A 22,466-nucleotide genomic window follows, 5' to 3' on the forward strand; every position below is an offset into this window, starting at 1 on the left:
TGACTTTTAATTGAAAATGGCTTTTTATGTTTTTATCTATTCTTCTATGATATAATGATAATAATAGTTAGGGAATTGTCAACTTCTAAGCGGTTGACTCATGAAAAGGAGCCCCATGAATAAGCCAGACATTGCATCCATTATCGATCTTCATTTTGAAGCACTAACAGATTTAGAGCAAGAAATTGCTCGCTATTTCTTACAGGTCGATACGATACAGGATGATTTATCATCACAAAACGTAGCTCAGAAACTTCATATTTCCCAAGCTGCCCTAACTCGTTTTGCTAAAAAGTGTGGTTTTACTGGCTATAGAGAATTTATTTTTCAATACCAACATCAAATCGATAACCAAAATCTTCAGCTATCGACCCAAAATCCTCTTATCCAAGGCGTTCTCAGAAGCTATAGCAATATGCGAGAGCAAACTCAGGAATTAATTAATGAAAATCAAATTGAACGAATAGCTAATATGATAGAAGATGCTGAAAGAGTCTATTTTTTTGGCACCGGAAGCTCTGGCCTTGTCGCTCGTGAGATGAAATTACGCTTTATGCGTTTAGGAGTGGTCTGTGAAGCTATAACCGATCAAGATGGCTTTGCTTGGACTACTAGTATCATGGATGACAATTGCTTGGTTCTAGGTTTTTCACTATCTGGATCTACTCAATCTATTCTGGACAGCTTGTTAGATGCTAAAGAAATGGGGGCAAAAACAGTCCTCTTTACCAGCGTACCAAACAAAGAAAACCAACTGTATACTGAAACTGTACTGGTTGCTAGTCACAATCAATCATCCTATATTCAGCGTATCTCCTCTCAACTTCCAATGCTTTTTTGGGTTGATTTGATCTATGCTTACTTTTTAGAAATCAATCGAGAAAATAAAGAGAGAATATTTAATAGCTACTGGGAAAATAAAAAACTCAACGGCTATCGAAGACAAAGAAGAATTAGAAAATCCTAGTTTGGCATTGCCAAACTAGGATTGTTTTGTTTTAAAATGATAATAAGCACCTAACATACCTGCTGTATTTTGGTGATGGGCAAATTCTAATCTCGTCTTGTCTGCTAGACTTGGTACCAGGGCTTCTTTCAAAGCTTTTCGAATTTTAGGCTTGAGAATAGCTTCTTGTCCCATGATACCACCACCTAGAATGACTACTTCTGGATTGGCCACATAACAAATATTAGCTAGACCTTTCCCTAGATAGTCAACCATGCGGTCGATACCTTTCATACAAAGCTTGTTGCCCTCAGTAGCTTCCTTAAAAATCCGACGACCATTCCACTGATCAACGGGATCAGCATGTGCTTCTGCTACATAACGAACCAAAGCTGTGGTTGAGGCTAAGTCTTGGAAAGCTCCATCCTGCATGTGTAGATAGCCAACCTCACAGGCAGAGTTACTAAAACCATGGAAGACTTGACCGTCAATAATTAAACAACCACCAATACCTGTTCCAATGGTTAAGCAAAGGGTCACACTTGCTCCCTTACCAGATCCCGAAACTGCTTCTGCAAGTCCTGCACAGTTGACATCATTTTCAATTTCACAAGGAATATCAAAGCTAGTCTCGATTTCCTTTTTGAACTGTGTACCTGCATAATTTGGAATCTGTGGGCCTGCATAGAAAATCTCACCCTTGTCAGGATCCACCATACCTGCCGAAGAAATGGCAACACCTGCTACAGAATCTTTTTCAAGATAACTAGCTACAATCTGTTTGGTTTTCTCTAAAATATGGGGGCCACCCTTATGTGCCTCTGTCGGTATCTCATGCGATTCAAGAAGTTGCCCCTCTTGATCAACCAAACCATACTTGATGTTAGTTCCACCGATATCAATTGCAATGTAGTTAGTCATAAATACCTCCTTATGAATTAGAGGAAGCGCTCCTTAGTTTCACGAATCAAGGCTGCAGCTGCTTCCACAACTGGACGATCTTCTTCAGTCACTGGTGTCAAAGGTGAACGAACAGATCCAATATTAAGTCCTTCATTAATCTTCAAGACTTCTTTAATGACACCATACATATTTCCATGTGCAGAAGTGAGTTTACCAATGATAGCGTTGATAGCGTATTGTAATTCACGCGCTGTTTCCAAATCTTTATCCGCAATCAATTGGTTGAGTTTCAAGAAGAGTTCTGGCATAGCACCGTAAGTACCACCGATACCAGCCTTAGCACCCATGAGGCGTCCTCCTAGGAACTGCTCATCTGGACCATTGAAGACGATATGGTCTTCTCCACCAAGGCTAACAAAAGTTTGGATATCTTGAACTGGCATAGAAGAGTTCTTCACACCGATAACACGAGGATTCTTCAACATTTCAGTATAAAGACTTGGAGTCAAAGCAACACCTGCCAATTGAGGAATGTTGTAAATCACGTAGTCTGTGTTTGGAGCTGCAGAACTGATATCGTTCCAGTACTTAGCAACTGAGTATTCTGGTAAGCGGAAGTAAATTGGTGGAATTGTTGCAATGGCATCTACACCCAAGCTTTCTGCATGGCGAGCTAGTTCCATACTATCTTTGGTATTGTTGCAAGCTACGTGAGCAATGATGGTCAATTTACCTTTGGCAACTGCCATGACTTCTTCCAAGATTAACTTGCGATCTTCAACACTTTGATAGATACATTCGCCAGAAGAACCATTGACATAAAGACCTTGAACACCTTTATCAATGAAGTATTGAACCAAGGCACGCGTACGTTCTGGACTTACTTCTCCTTGTTCATCATAACATGCGTAGAAGGCTGGAATGACACCTTCATATTTTTTTAAATCTGACATAGATTTTCTCCTATTATTTTTATTTTCTGCTAGAGCAGATTCTTTCTTTACTTCTTTAGTATACACTTTACCGAAAAGGCTTTCAATATCTTGTAGACACTTAGATTTTAGTTTCTTGCTTATAGAATAGCGTTTGGGGCGTTTGAAAGTAGTTTCAGAAATAATTGCAACCCTTACTCATACTTAGCAAATAGCTTTTCCATCACTCCTACTTGTAAAAAAGCAAGAAGTCCAAAACCAAAGAGAATAAAAGCTGATCCTCCCAATAGAAGGGTAAAGGCTGATAGATATAGAATCATCAAAATCAAAAAGATAATTGCGATCATCAAGATAAACCAAGGAGCATTAAAACTAGCCAACATCAATCCTTTTTGAAGAATTTCTTTCCAAGATAGGTCATAACGTGCCGCGATAGGGTAACTAGCCAACATCACAATGGTAAGGAAAATCAGAATACCTAAACAAATGGCTTTCACCAATTGGAAGGGCAGAGCTGTTTGACCCCAGAAAAGATAGAGATCTGAAAGAGTTAGAAATACAATTCCTAATTCTAACATCCCCAACTGAAAACCTAGTTTCAGATTTTGCCTGAAAACTCTTAGATAGGTTCTAAAAACTGGAACACGTCTACTTTGCTTGATTTCAAACATCGTCTGATAGAGACTAATTTTGGCTACTCCAATCGTTACAACTGGTAAACAAGTTACTACAAAGAGAAGATTGACTGTTACAATATCTAAAACCTTCTCACTAATTCGCATTAGAAAATTATCTGTATCAAATGCAGCCTTGATGAGACTTCTTCCTTTTTGTGACATGTTTGCTCCCCCATCATTTTTCTTTGTAAACTGTTTTCTTTTTTGTCAGTAAAGCTTTCATAAGTCCCTACCATGAACAAATCTATTTTTTCTTTTTTCTTTTGGACTTTTTTCTATTTTTATCTATGGACATATAATCTATATATATCCCGGACAGCGAAGCAATTAAAATAGTACTCCAAGTATGCTCATTAAATCCATCTAGCCCTCCACGGATTATCATTGCAAGCACTGTCCAAGCTAACATATTCAATAAAAAAATTAAAAGTACCTTCATTCTCATATTTTAAAAGTTTAGACGATCATTGTTAGGGATTTTATCATGTGCATCAGCTACATTCACAGCTATTCGTAAAATCCATCCAGAAATCTTGGTCAATAATCCTACTCTTGCTGCCGTAGACATAGAGACTCTGTTAAGCTTCTCTCCTGCCATACCTATAGCATTTCTGAATAAACATACTGACAATAAGATCTCATTTCTCTACCTCACAAATATAAATATCATAGTAGAGTATTATCAAAACCTCACAGAAAATCAGTTCATATTATTTCTAATCAATTAAAATTTTAAACAAATACTTGCGCACTTGATCTTCCATACCTGCATAACCATTTGGTTGATGTGGCTCTCCTGGGAAGAAAATCGCAAAATTGTGATAACCCAACAAGAGTGGGTAATGTTCATGACAATGGACAAAACCAATGTCACTTGCTTCGTCAAATGCTACTGCTTCATCTTTAATACGTGAACCATAGCTAGAATATTCATGCCCTTCTACCAACAAATGCAAGTCTGCATAGTTCTTGTGATGTTCAAACTGGTCATTTTCAGCTTTATTTAGGACATTTTCTTGAACAACTAGAAAGACCTTGTCACCATCAATATCATATTTTCCTAACTCGAACGAATCTTTACGATGTTCATAAAGATAATCAATTGCCTTGTCAAGATTTGGATGAATTCCTTTATAAAAGCTAATATTTTTCAAATCGTCAAAAATCATTATTTTCTCCTTTAAAAATCGTCATTAAGCGATTAAAACTAACACCTCCAACAGTGTCATTTACTGTCGGAGGCTTTTAGATAGTGCTAGCAATAGCCAATTGATACTGTAAAAGAAATCGTTTCTTATCCTTTAACAGCTCCCATAGTAATACCTTGTGTGAAGGATTTTTGGAAGACTAAGAAGACTGTTACGATTGGCACAGCAGCAAGAGCTGCACCTGCCATGATTAAACCATAGTTGGTTGCCATTTCGGCTTGCATGGTCGCAACACCGAGTGAAATAGTCAAATTGTTACGTGAAGTCAACATTACCAACTGCATGAAGTAGTCGTTCCATGTATTGATGAAGGTAAAGATTGCAAGAGCCGCAAACCCTGGTTTTACAATTGGGAAGGCTACACTCCAGAAAGTACGAATCTCACCACAACCATCGATTTTAGCTGATTCAAGCAACTCTGTTGGAATATTTTCACTAAATTGTTTCATAAGGAAAACCCCAAATGGCCATCCAATCAAAGGCAAGATAACTGCCCAGAGAGTATCGTGGATTCCCATGAAGTTGACGATACGTACCAATGGTACAAGGACAACTTGTTTTGGAAGAGCCATGGCTGCAATAAAGATTGCAAAGAGAATACGTTGACCATAGAAACGTTTTTTAGCTAGTACATAACCTGCTAGAGAAGAGGTTGCACAGACTAAGAACATGGTTACCAATGAGATAAATACTGAGTTCCACATCCATTGCATAGCAGGGTTTTGCACCATGAGTTGTTGGAAGTTTTCCATGGTTGGCATTTTAGGGAACCATTGTGGTGGAATAACGATTGTATCAGGTTGTGATTTGAATGCCCCTGTCAAAATCCAGTAGAATGGAAAGATGAACAGCACAGTCAACAAGAGCAAAATGATTGTTGAAATAACAGTAAAGGCTGTTAATGGTTTTTTTTCTGTAGATTGCATAGCTGTCTCCTTTCTTTAGTATTCTACGTCGTTTCCGAGTACTTTAAATTGAACAAAACTTACGATAGCAATCATAACTGCCAAGAAGACACCAATTGTGTTGGCATAGCCATACTCTGTCAATTGGAAGGCTTTTTCGTATAGGTAGTACATCAAAGTGCTTGTAGAGTAGTTTGGACCACCAGATGTCAAAAGCTGAATCAAGGCGAAACATTGGAATGAATTAATTGTTGTGATGATTGCGATATAAAGAGTTGTTGGAAGAAGGCTTGGCCATTTAATCTTCCAGAAAACTTGAAACTCAGTTGCACCATCAACGCGGGCAGCTTCAACCAATGAATTATCAATATTACCCATAGCAGCGATGTAGAGGATAATCGGTTGACCAACTGAAGTTGTCAAGAGGATAATCATAATTGCCATCAATGCCCAGTGCTTATCACCAAGCCATGAAATGTTTTGAGTAATGATATGACTTGATTTAAGAACAAAGTTCAAGATACCTGATAGTGGATCATAGATCCATTTCCATACAACTGTTACGGCAACACTACCTGTAACAACTGGAAGGAAGAATACGAAACGATAGAAAGATCTAGCGATAGCATTTTGATGGTAGGTCTGTGACGCTACAAAGAGCGAGAAGAGAACAACTACAGGAACTGATCCAATAACCAAAATAACTGTGTTAATCAGAGATTTTGTAAAGACAGGATCTTTAAACATACGGATATAGTTATCTAAGCCCACAAATTGGAAACTAGTCATAGAATAGTTAAAGAAACTTGTGATGAAGCCCATAATCATTGGTGCTAAAACAAAGACAACAAAGAAGAATAAAACTGGCGCTAGGAAAGCATAAGAAATAACGGTTTCTCTCATACGAATTTTATTAACTTTCACTGTAGGCACCTCTCTTTCCTTTTCTTTTTATTGATAATCTCCTAAGAGAATGATGATTTACCTTTTAAATAAAAGCCCCCTTTTCTTACACAAGCGTGCAAAGGGAAAAGGGGCTACAACATCTAGTTTAGGGTTTATTGTTTAGTAGCTTTTTTGATAGTTTCGTTTGCTTTTTCAGTAAATGCTTTCAATGCATCAGCTGGTTTTTGATCGCCATTTGAAACTGATTGCAACATTGGGAACCATAGAGTTCTCATTTCTGCAAAACCATCAATTGTATTGTAGTATGGAGAATAGTACTTAGTCCAAGCACCGATTGTTTCCATACGTTTGTCATCATAGAGTTTACCAAATGATGTACGAACTGGGAATGCTCCTGTACGAACAACATCTTTTGGACCCCATTCTTTATCATCTGCGATGAATTGAACAAATTTCTTAGAAGCAGCGACTTTCTTGTCGTCTTTGTTGTTGAATACTGCAAATCCGTTTACAAGGTATTCAAGAGCTGGTTTACCAGAATCAGATGGGAATGGTACTTCTACTACTTCTACTTTACTTGCTTCCAAGAGTTTAGCTTGGATACCATTTTGAGCTGGTGCCCAAAGGATTGTGTATGATGTTTGACCGTTAGCAAAGTTTTGGATGTCTGCACCACCATCAAATTGTGAACCATTGTTCAACAAACCATCTTTAATCCAGCTAGCTGCTTTTTCAAGACCTTTAACGAATTTAGGATCATCAGTTGTATACTTAGTAACATCTTTATCTGTTACAGAAGCTCCGTAAAGGTTTGCTACAAAGGCACGTGTTCCTTGGTCTCCACCTTGACCTGAACTGAACAATGAACCTGGTGTATAGCCTTTATCTTTGAGTGCTTTCAATACTTTTTCAAAGTCGTCTGTTGTCCAGCCTTCTTTTACAAGATTCGCAACTCCAGCTTCTTCCAACATTTTCTTGTTCATAGCCATGTAGAATGGTGCTGAACTAATTGGATACATATAAGCTTTATCGCCAGCTTTACTTGCTTTTACAATGTTTTCATTGTTGACGTCTTTAACAAAGTCGTCTGTAAAGAGGTCGTTCAAGTCAGCCAATTTTCCATTTTTACCGTATTGGATGATACGTCCTGGTGCGTCAAAGAGGACGTCCGGAGCTGTACCCGCTTCGATAGCTGTAGTGATTTTTTCTGGACCTGACTTAAAGTCGATAGTTTCCAATTTCACTTTTACATCTGGGTTTGCTTTTTCAAAGGCTTCGATGATAGATTTTTCATATGTTCCAACACCGTCACCAGTTTTTTCTTGAGTGAAGACTGGGAATGCCCACCAAGTGATTTCTGTTTTTCCGCTATCTCCACCAGATTTTCCAGCATCTTTACTTCCGCCAGAATTTCCACAAGCAGCAAGACCAAGAATTGCAGCACCTGCAAGTACTGTACAAGCTAGTTTTCTAAATTTCATTTGTATTCTCCTTTTAATAAATGTTTCCAAATTGACAACGAGTGATTTATAAATGTATGCGATTTCATTTTTTCAGCTATTCCACCACTCTCCTCTGTTTTTAGATTGTGTTATTTAAGACCCGCAACGAAGCGTTCCGTAATCTCTTTTGGTCTAGTAATAGCGCCACCAACAACAATACCTCTTACTCCGTAACCTAGGATTTGTTTGGCTTGTTCTGGTGTATGAATTTTCCCTTCGGCGATGACATCTACACCCGCATCACAGAGTTTTTTAATCAATTCAAAATCTGGACCGTCTACTTTTGGACTGTAAGATGTGTAGCCTGATAAGGTTGTTCCAACGAAGTCAATTCCTGCTTCTACAGCTGCTAGTCCTTCTTCGAAGGTACTTGTGTCAGCCATCAAGAGCTGGTTAGGATATTTTTCCTTGACCTGACGGATAAACTCCTGAATCTCTAAACCATCGTAGCGTTCGCGTTTAGTACAATCTAGAGCAATTACTTCAATATCTAGTTCTGCTAGTTCATCAACTTCTTTCATAGTAGCAGTGATGAAGGGTTCTTGAGGTGGATAATCTCGTTTGATAATCCCGATAATCGGAAGTTTGGTAACCTCCTTAATCTCTTTGATATCACGAACACTGTTTGCTCTGATACCGACTGCTCCACCTTGTTCAGCCGCTTTGACCAGCAAGGGGATGACTCCTCCCGCTTCTGTATAAAGCGGTTCGTGAGGAAGGGCCTGACAAGAAACAATGATTCCATCTTTAATTTGATTAATCAAGGCTTCTTTAGTAATCTGTGGCATCCTTTTTCCTCCTTTTCCTTTTTTCTTATGAGACAATTATATACTATTTTTAAAGCGCTTTCAATAGTTTGTTCTATGATAGATTGCAGTTTTAAAAAGAAAGCAAGTCAAACACCCCCTTTAAAAGTACTTTCAAAGAGGTGCTTGACTTATTATAAGAGAATACCGATATTTATTTTACTATCTCAGATAGCTTCACTTTGCGATCTTCAAACATAGACTGGGTACAAGCATCTGCAGTAGCAATTGCTTCTAGAGCAGCTTCACCTGTCAATAGTTTGGCAAATTCTTCTGATACTGGAGCTCCTTGCATAATCTCATGCAGATAACGCATTTCTTTATCAATAACAGATGATAACCATAATGGAGTACGTTTACCTGATTTACCATAAGCAATTGCCCCATCCATTTCTGTACTATGATAGATACGAGTACGATCATCATCTTCTTCTTGCGATTCATGAATCAAGAAATAGCTTTCTTGTCCATCCAGCTTAAGAGTTCCTTTACAGTTGTAAAAGAATCCTAAAAACCAGCCTAAAATCCTAGATAATTTTTAGGATTCTAGACTGGTTTATTTTATATGAACCTAAAAGTTCAACGAACAACTATAGACAAATTAACTGTCTTTTCGCTTATAAGAAATCATTGCTCCAAGGAACACTCCTACGAAACCAAATAAGATTGTTAGTGATGAGTCAGACTCACCTGTATTTGGTAATATAGTTTGTTCATTGTTACTTACTTTATTCTCTGATTGGTTTGATTCTGAGTGTTGATTTGTAGATAACAATTTAGGTGAGGGTGAAATCTCCTCCTCTTTTTTATCTTTTGTAGGATTATCAAGTGCTAGATTATCGACAGATAGTCGGAAAGTCATAGCATAGATACTAAAGTGGTTGGTCTCAAAAATGACCTTTCCATCTTTTTGCGTGAATTCAATAGGATGGAGATTTCCTTCTGGATCCACATAGTAAACATTTTCAACAGACTGATCTGTAGAAAATGTAACAAGGACTTTTCCTTCAGGTTGAACATATCTGCCATTTGCATCCTTCAATTTGATATCAAATGCTTTATAGTTTAATGAATCGAAATCGCTAACTTTTACTTCCTCTATTTGTACAGTTTTAACATTTTTCAAAACTTCATCTGAAGCTTGAACTTGAACACTTCCTGCTTCATTTTTGAAAATACGTTGTGAACTAGTAAGAGCTGGGATAACTTGATTAGAGTTTGCTTCATTATAATCTTCTATATCATGAACTGCACTAGCTACTGCATTTACTCCTCCCCGATAATCCTCTTTTTCCTCAAGAAGAGCAAGTACTGAGTTAACTCCGCCTGTAAACTCAGGGTGCTCTACTATTGGGGCTGATTCTTCACCTACTGTAGATAGATCACCCTTGTATTCTGGAAATTCTATAACGAGTGCTTCACCTTTTACTCCGCCTGTGAAGTCAGAGTTCTCCACTATTGGTGCTACCTCTTCACCTACTGTTGATAGAATACCTTGATATTCTGGAAATTCTGTAATAAGAGACGCGCCTTTTACTCCGCCTGTGAAGTCAGATGTTTCTACTGTCGGCGTCGCTTCTTCACCAGATGTCCCCAAATCACCTGTATAGTCTTTGATATCATAAACAGCACTCTCTACAGCATTCACTCCACCAGGAATAAATGCTCCATCAATGTTGACTGTCAAGTTGTGCATACTTTCAATATTACCATCAACTATACCTGTAATTTCCTGACCAGCATCCTTCTTATCTACCGCGAATAAAAGAGTTTTCGAATCATACTGAGTCATAAAGACGGCTGTACTTCCATTCGCTAATCGCAAAGTAGGGGCTTGGTTTACCAAAACTTCTGAATCAAACTCTAGACCAATAACACCTTTCTTCATTTCAATGATTTGGTTTACCCTTGCTTCTGTTGGGGAAAGAAAATCTTTGCTCACAAAGTCCCAATTGAATTTTTTATATGATAAGGTATAGTAGTTTTGACCATTTTCCCTGTGTTCGTATAACAAACCATACTCACCGTTCCCCAATTCTTGCAGTGAATTATAAGCAAATTCCCCACCTTGAATCAGATTATGTTTCAACCAAGTTAACTCGCCATTCTTTTCAACACGTGCCAAATGAACCAAACCATCTTTTCGTTCACGTCCTGGTCCAGCAGCATTGCTAAGAAGAACATATTCTTTCCCATCATGCATCGTATGAATAGCTGACATTTGAACGTAGGCATCTTTCACTTCTGGATAACGTTTAATTGTTTTCTCCCAAGTAACGCCACCATCTTTACTAGTAGCAACCTGAAGATCTCCAGTTAAGCCACGCATGAAGAGTTTAACATCGCCGTTATTTAATTGAAGTACGGTTGATTCTGTATTTTGCGCACCACCGTTATTCATAGTAGATGAATGAATAACTCCATTTCCTACAGGTCGGTTATCATTTGGTGCTTCTCCAGCATGCCAAGTTACTCCATGATCATCTGAGTAGATTAGACGCGAAGACTGTGAACCACCTAAATGCGAAATATTGTTTGTGGTGTAAGCAGGCACCAATATCCGCCCCTTATGCTCACCTGTACGTAATACAATACCCGTTCCAGGACCTGTTCCAAGGAATTTCATCCAATCTTGACGAATACCTGGTGTAATATCTTTCGGTGCAGACCAAGTCTGTCCATCATCATCACTATAAGACATCCACAAATAGCTAGTATTAGCTACTCTAAATGGATTTTTATCACTTGACTTAAAGTAGATATTTCCAACAAGTTCTTTATCTTTATATAGATTTCCCTTATCTCTATATCCAGCCTCTGTCGGATTTACTACAACTCGGTAGTTTGTTTTTTGGTTTTGTGAATTGAAAATCTCCCCATTCTCTCTTAGAGTATAATGTTCTGTCTCGCCTTGCTTGTAGAGGATCTGATAAGTTTTATCTCCTATCTGTTCATAAGCCTTTTCTGGGTGATCTGGCATACCAAAAACTGCTCGCCCTTCTGGGAACATATCATAAACTGAAAAAATTCGTTTGGTTGTTGGATCTTGAACCAAAACCATATCAATATTAAGGGGCGATGGTGCAGCTGCATCCTTGGCTTCTGGATTGTCACGAAGGTTAGAAATCGTAATTTTATCTCCCCAAGTCTGTCCATTATCTTGACTACGACGGACTACCATACCGATATCACCATAATCAAGATGATGTAAACGGCGTTCATCTCCAGCAGCAAGCAAGGTTCCCTTATCCGTTTTCAGCAAAGCTGGGATTCGATAACTTTTAATTCCTTCACTATTTGGCTGGTTATTTCTCCCACTTTCAAAAACATCTTTTTTGTCAGTGACTTGAGCACCTTCAGGTAACTTTTTGACTAAATCTGCCCGCTCAAATAACTGACTACGCGTTTTAACTTCTTCAGGAGTTAAAGCACGATCATATACGGTTAGATTACGAACCTGAAGATTGGATCCCCACATTGTTTGGTTCGCTCTTTTAGTAGCTCCAATCTGAACCTTATTGACATCTGGCATATCTTGAATAAAACGACCAGATTTCGTATTCGTTCTAGATAATACACCATTTACATATAGACGAACTTGTCCATTTGCTTGATCTGCTTTCGGTCTTTCCACCGTGAAAGTAACTGAATTCCATTGACCAGGTTTTACTTTAAGTGGTGCATCTGAATAACTTCCGTAGAAATGATTTCCATCAGCTCCTCGTGCTTCTACCATTGCAGTACCTCTATTAACGGACATACTGAAATATTCGTCTCTTTTCTTATCACTTGATACAGAGAAGAGATTATAGAATTGCGGAGCATTAGCATCTGGTTTAAACTCCATATGAATAGTCGCATTTTGAAGATGTTTTAACTTATCTAATGCTTCTACCAAATCAACTCTTTGTCCATTTTCAGCATTCGTAGCAAGGTCTTCTTTTTCAAATACAGTTTTAACATTCTTCAAATCTCTAGCAAAGTAATCACGTGGAGGCATAACATTGCTCTCTTCTGATTCTGCTTCATCAGAAGTATTTGTTTCTTCTGGAGTATCTGTTTCCTTTGGAAGTTTTTCACCTTCTACCTCAGTAGCTGTTCCCTCTTTTGGTTTCTTATCATTAGAACCTGCTACATTACCTGGTGTTGTATCTAATTTCCCAGTTGTATTCTTATCTGCATCATCTTTTGGTGCTTCCGTGTCTTTATCTTTCACATAAACTGGGGATTTTGGTTGACCATCAATATAGGAACGAACCCAATCTAATTGTTCTTTTGATAAAACTAAACCACCACTACGATTATCAATAACTCCATTTTGATGAACTCCGATTAAAACACCTTTATCATTGTATAGTCCACCACCAGATGCCCCAGGTTTCGTACCTCCATAGCTGATTCCCTCTATACCTGAACCAAAGTCAGTAGTTCCTACTACTTTACTATCTAAAACTGGACTTAGCTTGTTATCTGGGAAACCATAAACCGAAACTGTATTTCCTTCTGTAACTTTTGCAGATTGCTTCACGACTTCTACAGGAGTTACTCCTTTTACTGCTTCTTTTAATCGAACAAGAGCTAAGTCATTTTTAAAGCCAAAAACAGACTCTGCTTTGTTCCAATAAGCAATCTCTTCATCAGAAAAATTGATAGAAGTTCCATTTGGTAATGTAGCTTTGTAAACTGTATTCTCTTTTCCTGATTTTGTAACAACCTTAGAGCCATTAACTGTTAAAAAGTTATGTGCCACAGTTAATAACAAATTAGGAGCAATTAGGGTTGCTGAACCTGTTCCATCAGGTGTTAAGATATGCGTAGTTGCTTGGAAATTTTGTTCACCATTTGGAGCATTTTTTACTGTCTCACTTGGTTTTGGTAAGTTTGCAGTTCCACTTAAATCAACTTTCCCAACCTCCGTACGAGCAAAATCAGTTTTTGGAGCTACTGAGTCTAACACAGCTTTAATAACCGTATTTCCTAGATCTACTTTACTTACATAATCACCAGACCAACTAGTATCCGTGACTAACTTATTGATAGGAAGATTATTATAAGACACTATCTTAGCATTCGGAGAATCACCTACTAATCGATTGAAGTCTGAATCTTGTCGTAAATTGAATACGATTGGTGAGTCAACTTCTCCTGTTTGCACCACCTTATCTGCAATCAAGCGATTGCCCTTCACATCTTCCAGACGAAGAAGAACCCGACCTTTTTCAACTCCACTTAATAAGGTTGCTTGACCTCTATCATTGAAACGGTAGCGTGCACCATCAATTTCTTTTTCAACACTCTTTAGAGCTTTATGATTTTCGTCATAATAGTAGCGAGTCGTTCCATCTAGGTACCAGCCCGTGATCGCATATCTATCGACCATAGAACGAATCCACTCTTTATGCTTTTCCGTAAAGATAGTACCACCACCGATACGATTGGCTTCTACTTCACTAGCAGTATTTGTTCCGTGTTGATGGATACCAACTACTTCTCCTTTATCATTAAATAAAGGAGCACCTGAAAAACCACCTAAAGCAGACGTATGGTAAGTAACAGCACCATTTTCTTTATTAAGAGTACTTACTTTCCCTTCAACTTCATAAGGTTTTCCATCTTTTAGTCGATTTCTGTTTTCTTCACTTAGATTAGAGGTTGTGAAGTCATTAGGATAACCAACCATTCGAATCAAATCACCTGTAGCTACCTCAGTCTTACTTAGCTCTCTTGATGAATCCTCTCCATTTGTCATAGCTTCGACAGTTTTCTTAGTTACAACAACTGCCAAGTCATTACCGTAAGACCTTCCAAAATCCTTTTCATTATAAGCATGAATAGCACCTTTATCTACAGCTTCAGTACTACCTGACGTAGGAACTTTATTTACTTTCTCCGTATCTGAATTCATCACGACATAACTTTTAGCGGAATCGCCGCCACGTAAAACCGCAGAGCCATCTTCAGTTTTTTTATCGTAGTAATTATGAGCAACAGTCACCATCACATTTGGTGCAACAAAAACTCCGCTGCCTGATGCTGTTTGTTGACCACTATTTCCACTGTCATAGGTGGTATAGGTCATTGCTACACCATTAGCAGCATCACTATGAACTTCCACATCTTTTATATCGTTACCACCCTGAATAACATCAGCATAAGCAATTCCACCACCAACAACTGGTAACTCTGGTGCAGCTAAGCCAAGCACTGCTGATAATGTCAAGCAACCAACCAAACCATAAGCTTTGGATTTACGGAATTTTCCTAAACCTTTTAAACGTATAAACATATATTACCTCACTTTAACTTTCAAAGTTAATTTGTGCATTAGAATTCCAAATAACTTAATGAGTCCTGCAGCTTCATCCTCCTTCCTACTACACGACTCTCAATATATAATCTATTTTTAATATATATTATTTCTTTAAGTTTTAGACTTACTCTTACAGTATAACACAAGCTGGAATCGCTTGCAATTATAGAATATAATCTTCATTCATCAAATTATTTTAAAACACAAAAAGAATAGCATTTTGAAATACAGAAATATACATCTTGATATATATTCTGGCTTGTAGAGAAATTAAAATTGGATAACTATTAGTAACTTCACATACAATTCTAGCCATAAAATAAACAATAATTTGTAAATAAGTGAAAACTCCTCCTATAGTTCCTAGTGAATTTTTATTTTTCACTATCTGCTAGAAGGGGAATATATCAGAAAGCTACTGGGCTCTCTCATTCATCACTTTATATACTTAAAAAGAATCTCACTACCACATAGCCAGTTGTAGACTTGGTCATTGACAAATACATTCATGGCTTCGTGGGCATACTCAGGCATGATACGATAGGCCTTATCGCAGGTTAGACGGTTGTAAATCGCAAACTGGGTAATAGGATAGCAAACATCGTCGTCCAAGCCCGTAATCATCTTAACCTCACCCTTGATACGATGGGCGAGATTTTTCACATCGATATAGGCAAGGGTCGCCATGATTTCCTCCTCTGTTTCATGGAAGGGATCGTGGAACTTGAAATAACGGAAAAGTTCGTCGTAAGCCTCGCTAGTATTGCCAATTTCAAGCACTCGTCTAAAGTCTGACAAGAAAGGATAGATGGCAACTGTTTTCCGAATTCGAGGATTGAGTGCTGCTGCAACCAAAGCTAAAGCCCCTCCTTGTGAGGCACCATAGCTAGAAAGACGCTTCTCATCCACCTGAGGCAGACTAGCAACAATTTCGATCAACTGGTAAATATCTAGATAAACATCCTTATAAAAGAGCTGGTCCCGACCTTCCACAACACCACGGATGATATGTCCTTTAACTGTATTCCCTAGAGGAGAACGCAAGCCGTCTTGCGAATAGCCTGACTGTCCCCGCACATCCATGGAAACAACACCGTAACCAGCCACGGTGAAGGCCAGCATATCTGTCCAATCCCAGCCACGTCCCATATAACCATGGAAATGGAAGATTATCGGAACCTTCTCCTCACACTTCGGAAGAACAACGCGTGCATAGACCTTTCCTTCATTAATTCCCTCGAAGGTCAGCTCATAGCACTTAACTTGAGGAATATGGAAATCTCTTTCCTCCAACTGATAGGCTGGAAGATTGGAAACTTTTTTCACTTCCCCATCCCAGAAAGCATCAAAGTCTTCTGGAACCTCATCCCTTCCTTTATAAGTCTTGATTTCTTCTAACAAATCTGGATTTTTCATAGCATGCTCCTTTTATTTTGTAATCGCTATCACAACTGTAGCATATCTAAGAAATCAATGCAAGAAAGAAGGGTAAATAGAAAGAGATTTTAGATTCTGTATTTTTGGGATGATGAACTGAAAGTAGTTTCAGAAACGAAAAAAGAGCATTTCGCTCTTTCTTCTTCTGCTTAATCTTAATTTTTTGCTTCTTTATTTTGGAAAGTGGTTTGGTAATTTACTTTAATCGTTACTGTCATGTGAGAGTCCTCGTTTCTTTTTGATGACTCTAGTATAAGGGGTAAACCTGAAAACTAGCTTAAGATTTCCTTAGAGAAAGCTTAATCTAAATGTTCTTTCTTCTCCAAATGAAGGGCAATCATGCGCCACTCTGGATCCTCTTGCCAGCCTTCAATAGAACTAATGTAGCTAGCAACCTTTCTGGCTTCTTCTAAAATCGGAAAATCTTCGATAATATCAGCCACTTGGAACTCTGGGAGACCTGACTGTCTGGTTCCAAAAATCTCACCTGAACCACGCATTTTCAAATCTTCCTCCGCAAGGATAAATCCATTAGTGGTTTCTGTCATGATGCGCATGCGGTCTTTCCCAGAATCAGTCTTAGGATTGGCAACGAGAACAGCATAGGACTGCTTATCTCCCCGACCAACACGACCTCTAAGCTGGTGAAGCTGGCTGAGACCGAAGCGATCGGCATCCATGATAATCATGACCGTGGCATTAGGAACATTGACCCCAACCTCAATAACCGTTGTCGAAACCAGAATATTCGTTTTTCTCTCTTTGAAATCCTGCATTATCTGGTCTTTTTCATCACTCTTCATCTTACCATGTAGAAGAGCCACCTTTGCCTTGCCTGCAAAATGAGCTGTCAGCTCCTCTGATAAGGCAATGGCATTTTTCAAATCCAGAGCTTCTGATTCTTCAATCAAGGGAGAGATGACATAGGCTTGAGAACCTTTTTGGATTTCCCCCTCTAACCAAGTCAAGACCTGAGGTAATTGCTCATGTTTGATCCAGCGTGTCACAATAGGTTTCCGTCCTGCTGGCATCTGGTCGATAATGGAAACATCCATATCACCAAAGGCTGTGATAGCCAGCGTCCGTGGAATAGGAGTCGCTGTCATCATGAGAACGTCAGGATTGTCGCCTTTTTCTCTCAGAACACGCCTTTGCCCTACACCAAATCGGTGCTGCTCATCGATGATAATCAAGCCCAGACGAGCATAATCTACCCCATCCTGAATCAGAGCGTGGGTTCCGATAATCAAATCAGATTCACCCTTGGCAATAGTCTCCAAGACTTCTCTCTTTTCTGCAACTTTCAAGGAACCTGTCAAGAGAGCCAGTTTCAAGTCTGGGAAGAGACCCTGTAGACTCTCAAAATGTTGCTCTGCGAGGATTTCTGTTGGTACCATTAGGGCAGCCTGATAACCAGCTGTCACCGCCGCAAACATAGCCAAGCCAGCGACTACCGTTTTTCCGCTCCCCACATCTCCTTGTAAGAGACGATTCATGTGGTAGTCGGACTTCATGTCGGTCAAAATTTCCTGCAAACTCTTTTCTTGAGCTGGGGTCAGAGCAAAAGGAAGACTTGCTTTAACTGCTGTCACCTTTTCCTGAGACCAATTCAGAACCAGGCCACTTCCCTGAACTCTATTTTCAGACTTGAGCGTCTGTAACTGCATTTGGAAGTAAAAGAGTTCCTCAAACTTGATACGGCGAAGGGCCTGCTTGTATTCTGCCAAATCCTTGGGGAAATGCATGGCACGAACAGCCTGACAACGGGACATGAGTTTGTATTTGTCCAGCAAAGACTGGGGAAGATTTTCTTCTATCAAGAGGTCCAGTCCCTGATCAAAGGCTGTCTTGATAACTTTGACCAGACTGGCCTGACTGATTCCCTGAGCCAAGCGATAGACAGGTTGGAGGTCATCTTCCACCTGAGCCAGGACCTTCATCCCTGTCAGACTAGCCTTAGCCCGATCCCATTTTCCAAAAACAGCAAGGGTTGCTCCCAACTCTATTTTATCAGCCAGATAGGGCTGGTTAAAGAAATTCACCGCAAAAACAACTTCTCCTTGCTTGAGGCTAAAACGCAGGCGATTGCGCTTGAAACCATAATACTGGACACTGGCAGGAGTCACGACTTGACCAGATAGGACTGCCTTCTCCCCGTCTTCCAGTTCCAGAACTTGCTTGGTCTTGAAATCTTCATAACGGAAAGGAAAGTAGAGCAAGAGGTCTTGCAAATTTTCAATTCCTAGTTTGGCGTATTTTTCTGCTGACTTTGGTCCCACACCAGGCAAGACATGCAAGGGTTGATGTAGATTCATGCTCCACTCCTTTCTTTTCTAATAATATTCTCTTGGAATGCGGTCGCTGAGAAGACAAACCACCTCGTAGTTAATAGTCCCACGGTAGGTCGCTACCTGAGTAGCTGTGATCTCCTTGCCACCATTAGAACCAATGAGGGTGACTTTTGTTCCTAAGGGATAAAGCTTAGGCAGATGAATAGTGATTTGGTCCATAGATACCCGCCCAACGATTGGGCAAGCTTGGCCATCTACCAAGACAACGAAATTTTGCATATCTCGTGTCCAACCATCCGCATAGCCGATTGGCACCGTCGCGATGACTTGCTCGCTATCCGCCTGATAGGTAGCTCCGTAGCCCATACAAGCTCCAGCTGGAACTGTCTTAACATGGACCAGAGCAGATTCCAAGGTCAAGGCTGGTTTCAAGTCATAAGGGAGATTTAAAATCTCTCCACTGGGATTGAGACCATACATAGCGTCTCCCATACGAACGGCATTAAAAATAGTCTCTGCATGCCAAAGAGTCGTTGCCGAGTTGCTAGCATGAACCAGCTCTGGAAGACCTTTCATACTGGCCAAAATAGTTTTAAACCGTTCTAACTGTTCATTAAAGTAGTCATCTGATTCCTCGTCTGCAGTAGCAAAGTGGGTAAAAATCCCTTCAATACGAGCACCATGTTGTTGGAGCAAGTCTTGAGCCTGTTCAGCTTCACTGGCCTCTCGAAAACCAATCCTTCCCATTCCTGAGTCAATCTTGAGGTGAACTGTTAAACCTGCTAGGTCTTCCTCACTAGATAACAGTGCTTGAATCCACTCCAGTCCAGCCACAGTCAAGGTGATGTCGTATTCTTTAGCTAGGGAAACAGCTTCGATTTCAGAAACTCCTAAAATGAGGATTCGCTTGCTCAGTCCAGCCTGTCTGAGTTCAATGGCTTCATCGATATTGGAAACGCAAAATCCATCTACATCATCTTGAATCGCCTTGGCAACTGCAACAGCCCCATGTCCATAGGCATTGGCCTTGACCACAGCCCACTTGAGCGTTCCTTCAGGTATATGAGCCCCCATTTGCTGAATATTTTGTCGAATAGCTCCCAGATGAATCAGAGCCTTGGTTGGTCTATGTGGACTAGCTTTCATGATTTTCCTCCAAAATAACACTAGCTGTCACAAACTGATCTGTATGGCTGATAGACAGCCAAATCTTTCCTGAAAATGGTGACTGACTAAAATAAGGCGCCCCGCGTTCATTGTTCAAGACTTCCAAATCTTGAAAACTGAGCTTCCCAATGCCCGTTCCAATAGCCTTGGAAAAGGCTTCTTTAGCCGACCAGCGACCTGCCAAATATTCGATTTGTCTGCGCCCTTTAAGACTGTTAAACCGCTCCATTTCCTTAGCGGTCAGCACGCGCTTGGCAAAGCCTTCATGTCGTGTAACTGCACTTTCTATCGAAGCCAATTCTTCGATATCAATTCCATGTCCAACTATCATTCTCATCAAAAGGAGTTGAGATTCCCCCAACTCCATCCTTTTCATTTATTTTGTCAAGGTAGCATAAATCTCTTCTACCAAGGCCTCTGTATTTTCCCAACCTAAGCAAGGATCTGTAATAGAGCAACCAAAGACCTCTGGTTGATTTTGACGACCATCTGCTAGGTAGGATTCAATCATAAATCCTCGAACTGTCTTTTTGATTTTCTCGTTCCAATCACGATTTTGCAAGGTCTGACGAACAATCCGAATTTGCTCCATATATTGCTTGCCTGAGTTATCATGGTTAGTATCAATGAGAATAAACGGATTTTCAAGTCCCATGGCTTCATAGCGCTCAATGGCATTTAGCAAGGTTTCATAGTAAAAGTTAGGCTCATTTTTCCCATATTCATTAACTGCCCCACGAAGGATGACGTGGGCCAAGGGATTTCCTGAAGTCTCAACTTCTTGACCATGGAAGAGGAAGGTTTGCTTGTTTTGAGCAGCATAGATGGCGTTAAACATAACACCCAAATTTCCAGAGGTTGGATTTTTCATCCCGACTGGGGCATCAATCCCTGAAGCCACAAAACGGTGCTCTTGATCTTCTACAGAACGAGCTCCTACAGCATGGTAGCTGACCAAATCATCTACCAAGACCAGATTTGACGGATAAAGCATCTCATCTGCCGTTGTCAAACCAGTCTCTGTAATCACGCGGTAGTGCAACTGGCGCACAGCCTGCAAACCATTAATCAGACTCGGAGCCTTAGAGGTATCTGGTTGGTGAACCAAACCTTTATAGCCGTCTCCGTTAGTACGAGGTTTAGCTGTATAAACACGCATAACCATAAAAATCTTGTCCGCCACCTTCTTCTGCAAAGCGGATAAACGGCGGGCATATTCCAAGACAGCCTCTTCATTATCAGAAGAGCAAGGGCCAATCACCAAAAGAATTCTATCATCTTCTCCTGAAATAATGTCTGCTAATTCTCTATCACGACGCTCCTTTAGTCGCAAGGCTTCCGCAGACAATCGGGTTTCTGCCTTGATTGCTTCAATATCGATTTCTTGACCTTTTTCAATAAATGCCATCTTATTCTCCTAGCGTTTGGTATATTTCTCGAACGAGGGCTTCCGTATTTTCCCAACCTAGACAAGGGTCTGTAATGGACTTACCAAAAACCTCTGGTTCGTTTTGACGGCCGTCTTCTAGATAAGACTCAATCATAAAGCCACGAACGTACTGCTTGATTTTTTCATTCCAATCACGATTAATCAAGGTCTGACGGACAATTCGAATCTGGTCCATGTATTGCTTACCAGAGTTGTCATGATTGGTATCGACGATGATAAAAGGATTTTCCAAGCCCATTTTCTCATACTGGGCAATGGTATCCATCAAATTATCATAGTAGTAGTTGGGAATATTCTTACCATACTCATTGATTGCTCCACGAAGAATGGCGTGCGAAAACGGATTCCCAGTTGTTTCCACTTCTTTTCCTAGGAAAAGGAAACTTTGTTTGTTTTGAGCAGCATAAATCCCATTAAACATAACATTGAGATTTCCAGAGGTTGGATTTTTAAAACCAGTCGCAAAATCTGCCCCACTTGCTACAAAGCGGTGTTGCTGATCTTCAACTGAACGGGCACCAACTGCCATGTAAGAAATCAAATCATCCACAAGCGGAAGATTTTCAGGATAAAGCATTTCATCAGCTGTTGTCATACCGGTTTCCGTAATAACACGATAGTGAAGATGGCGCACGGCTTTGATTCCGTTGATGAGACTAGGCGCTTCTGCCGTGTTAGGCTGGTGAATCAAGCCCTTATAGCCATCTCCGTTGGTACGGGGTTTGGCAGTATAAACACGCATAACCATAAAGATACGGTCTGCCACTTCTTCTTGTAGGACTGCCAAACGCTTAGCGTACTCAAGAACAGCTTCTTCATTATCAGATGAGCATGGCCCGATTACCAAGAGAATTCTCTGGTCTTCTCCACGTATAATGGCTTCTAGCTCTTGATCGCGCTGTGATTTTCTCTCCAAAGCTTGGCCTTCTAATTTTGATAAGGCACGAACTTCTTCAATATTAATTTTAGGACTTTTTGCTGTAAATACCATAACTCATCTCCTTATAAAGCAAACGGATACCAAGT

17 protein-coding genes and 1 pseudogene are annotated in these 22,466 nt (G+C 39.8%); 1 reads left to right on the top strand and 17 read right to left on the bottom strand.

The features are described 5' to 3' along the window. Positions 1 to 115: 115 nt before the first annotated feature. Positions 116 to 967 carry a MurR/RpiR family transcriptional regulator gene (locus tag HMPREF0851_RS10710; protein WP_001039473.1) on the top strand — a complete coding sequence of 284 codons (852 nt, stop codon included), beginning with the start codon at positions 116 to 118 and terminating at the stop codon, positions 965 to 967. A gap of 15 nt (positions 968 to 982) precedes the next feature. Here the strand turns inward: HMPREF0851_RS10710 and HMPREF0851_RS10715 are convergent, their stop codons facing one another. The 17 genes and pseudogenes from HMPREF0851_RS10715 to HMPREF0851_RS10795 all read right to left on the bottom strand — a co-directional run bounded on the left by HMPREF0851_RS10715 (position 983) and on the right by HMPREF0851_RS10795 (position 22,431). After that, a complete protein-coding gene (locus tag HMPREF0851_RS10715) occupies positions 983 to 1,867 on the bottom strand; it encodes an ROK family protein (protein WP_000186252.1) in 885 nt (294 codons plus the stop codon). A 17-nt stretch (positions 1,868 to 1,884) separates the two neighbouring features. Next, positions 1,885 to 2,802, bottom strand: coding sequence for a dihydrodipicolinate synthase family protein (locus tag HMPREF0851_RS10720; protein WP_001281525.1), 918 nt, complete (start codon positions 2,800 to 2,802; stop codon positions 1,885 to 1,887). Positions 2,803 to 2,975: 173 nt separating this feature from the next. Beyond that, a complete protein-coding gene (locus tag HMPREF0851_RS10725; protein ID WP_000078525.1) occupies positions 2,976 to 3,620 on the bottom strand; it encodes a YesL family protein in 645 nt (214 codons plus the stop codon). Positions 3,621 to 3,702: 82 nt separating this feature from the next. After that, the gene (locus HMPREF0851_RS16710; RefSeq protein WP_009014316.1) at positions 3,703 to 3,897 is read right to left on the bottom strand and encodes a hypothetical protein; all 195 of its coding nucleotides are present in this window, start codon (positions 3,895 to 3,897) and stop codon (positions 3,703 to 3,705) included. A gap of 277 nt (positions 3,898 to 4,174) precedes the next feature. Continuing rightward, on the bottom strand, positions 4,175 to 4,627 hold the full coding sequence (locus HMPREF0851_RS10735; RefSeq protein WP_000575436.1) for a YhcH/YjgK/YiaL family protein: 453 nt from the start codon (positions 4,625 to 4,627) through the stop codon (positions 4,175 to 4,177). Positions 4,628 to 4,752: 125 nt separating this feature from the next. Beyond that, positions 4,753 to 5,592 carry a carbohydrate ABC transporter permease gene (locus HMPREF0851_RS10740; protein WP_001192009.1) on the bottom strand — a complete coding sequence of 280 codons (840 nt, stop codon included), beginning with the start codon at positions 5,590 to 5,592 and terminating at the stop codon, positions 4,753 to 4,755. A gap of 15 nt (positions 5,593 to 5,607) precedes the next feature. Then, positions 5,608 to 6,474, bottom strand: coding sequence for a carbohydrate ABC transporter permease (locus HMPREF0851_RS10745; protein ID WP_162492370.1), 867 nt, complete (start codon positions 6,472 to 6,474; stop codon positions 5,608 to 5,610). Between the two features lie 155 nt (positions 6,475 to 6,629). Next, entirely contained in the window at positions 6,630 to 7,958 is a 1,329-nt protein-coding gene (locus HMPREF0851_RS10750; protein ID WP_000672104.1) for an ABC transporter substrate-binding protein, read from the bottom strand. A 110-nt stretch (positions 7,959 to 8,068) separates the two neighbouring features. Next, entirely contained in the window at positions 8,069 to 8,767 is a 699-nt protein-coding gene (locus tag HMPREF0851_RS10755; protein ID WP_001135682.1) for an N-acetylmannosamine-6-phosphate 2-epimerase, read from the bottom strand. 172 nt (positions 8,768 to 8,939) lie between these two features. Beyond that, positions 8,940 to 9,284 (bottom strand): annotated as a pseudogene (locus HMPREF0851_RS10760) (Gfo/Idh/MocA family oxidoreductase); the annotation flags it as partial. Between the two features lie 102 nt (positions 9,285 to 9,386). Continuing rightward, positions 9,387 to 15,071: an SIALI-17 repeat-containing surface protein gene (locus HMPREF0851_RS16715; protein WP_000470656.1), complete on the bottom strand. Its 5,685-nt coding sequence runs from the start codon at positions 15,069 to 15,071 to the stop codon at positions 9,387 to 9,389. 459 nt (positions 15,072 to 15,530) lie between these two features. Next, entirely contained in the window at positions 15,531 to 16,511 is a 981-nt protein-coding gene (locus tag HMPREF0851_RS10770; protein ID WP_000795146.1) for an acetylxylan esterase, read from the bottom strand. 320 nt (positions 16,512 to 16,831) lie between these two features. Further along, a complete protein-coding gene (gene recG / locus HMPREF0851_RS10775; RefSeq protein ID WP_001048764.1) occupies positions 16,832 to 18,847 on the bottom strand; it encodes an ATP-dependent DNA helicase RecG in 2,016 nt (671 codons plus the stop codon). An 18-nt stretch (positions 18,848 to 18,865) separates the two neighbouring features. Beyond that, a complete protein-coding gene (alr, locus tag HMPREF0851_RS10780; protein WP_000648066.1) occupies positions 18,866 to 19,969 on the bottom strand; it encodes an alanine racemase in 1,104 nt (367 codons plus the stop codon). Continuing rightward, positions 19,959 to 20,321: a holo-ACP synthase gene (acpS, locus tag HMPREF0851_RS10785; RefSeq protein WP_025169870.1), complete on the bottom strand. Its 363-nt coding sequence runs from the start codon at positions 20,319 to 20,321 to the stop codon at positions 19,959 to 19,961. Before acpS ends, alr begins: the two co-directional genes overlap by 11 nt. Before the next feature lie 45 nt (positions 20,322 to 20,366). Further along, entirely contained in the window at positions 20,367 to 21,398 is a 1,032-nt protein-coding gene (locus HMPREF0851_RS10790; RefSeq protein ID WP_000864052.1) for a 3-deoxy-7-phosphoheptulonate synthase, read from the bottom strand. A gap of 1 nt (position 21,399) precedes the next feature. After that, positions 21,400 to 22,431: a 3-deoxy-7-phosphoheptulonate synthase gene (locus tag HMPREF0851_RS10795; RefSeq protein ID WP_000232194.1), complete on the bottom strand. Its 1,032-nt coding sequence runs from the start codon at positions 22,429 to 22,431 to the stop codon at positions 21,400 to 21,402. Between the last annotated feature and the right edge of the window lie 35 nt (positions 22,432 to 22,466).

The organism is Streptococcus sp. M334 (genome assembly GCF_000187745.1).
Classification (GTDB): Bacteria; Bacillota; Bacilli; order Lactobacillales; family Streptococcaceae; genus Streptococcus.

Bases quoted from the DNA above. Each gene is read 5' to 3' on its own strand.
- HMPREF0851_RS10795 (WP_000232194.1), bottom strand. From the start codon at position 22,431: ATGGTATTTACAGCAAAAAGTCCTAAAATTAATATTGAAGAAGTTCGT.
- HMPREF0851_RS10725 (WP_000078525.1), bottom strand. From the start codon at position 3,620: ATGTCACAAAAAGGAAGAAGTCTCATCAAGGCTGCATTTGATACAGAT.
- HMPREF0851_RS10715 (WP_000186252.1), bottom strand. From the start codon at position 1,867: ATGACTAACTACATTGCAATTGATATCGGTGGAACTAACATCAAGTAT.
- alr (WP_000648066.1), bottom strand. From the start codon at position 19,969: ATGAAAGCTAGTCCACATAGACCAACCAAGGCTCTGATTCATCTGGGA.
- HMPREF0851_RS10720 (WP_001281525.1), bottom strand. From the start codon at position 2,802: ATGTCAGATTTAAAAAAATATGAAGGTGTCATTCCAGCCTTCTACGCA.
- HMPREF0851_RS10735 (WP_000575436.1), bottom strand. From the start codon at position 4,627: ATGATTTTTGACGATTTGAAAAATATTAGCTTTTATAAAGGAATTCAT.
- acpS (WP_025169870.1), bottom strand. From the start codon at position 20,321: ATGATAGTTGGACATGGAATTGATATCGAAGAATTGGCTTCGATAGAA.
- HMPREF0851_RS10740 (WP_001192009.1), bottom strand. From the start codon at position 5,592: ATGCAATCTACAGAAAAAAAACCATTAACAGCCTTTACTGTTATTTCA.
- HMPREF0851_RS10710 (WP_001039473.1), top strand. From the start codon at position 116: ATGAATAAGCCAGACATTGCATCCATTATCGATCTTCATTTTGAAGCA.
- HMPREF0851_RS10790 (WP_000864052.1), bottom strand. From the start codon at position 21,398: ATGGCATTTATTGAAAAAGGTCAAGAAATCGATATTGAAGCAATCAAG.
- HMPREF0851_RS16715 (WP_000470656.1), bottom strand. From the start codon at position 15,071: ATGTTTATACGTTTAAAAGGTTTAGGAAAATTCCGTAAATCCAAAGCT.
- recG (WP_001048764.1), bottom strand. From the start codon at position 18,847: ATGAATCTACATCAACCCTTGCATGTCTTGCCTGGTGTGGGACCAAAG.
- HMPREF0851_RS10750 (WP_000672104.1), bottom strand. From the start codon at position 7,958: ATGAAATTTAGAAAACTAGCTTGTACAGTACTTGCAGGTGCTGCAATT.
- HMPREF0851_RS10770 (WP_000795146.1), bottom strand. From the start codon at position 16,511: ATGAAAAATCCAGATTTGTTAGAAGAAATCAAGACTTATAAAGGAAGG.
- HMPREF0851_RS10745 (WP_162492370.1), bottom strand. From the start codon at position 6,474: ATGAGAGAAACCGTTATTTCTTATGCTTTCCTAGCGCCAGTTTTATTC.
- HMPREF0851_RS16710 (WP_009014316.1), bottom strand. From the start codon at position 3,897: ATGAAGGTACTTTTAATTTTTTTATTGAATATGTTAGCTTGGACAGTG.
- HMPREF0851_RS10755 (WP_001135682.1), bottom strand. From the start codon at position 8,767: ATGCCACAGATTACTAAAGAAGCCTTGATTAATCAAATTAAAGATGGA.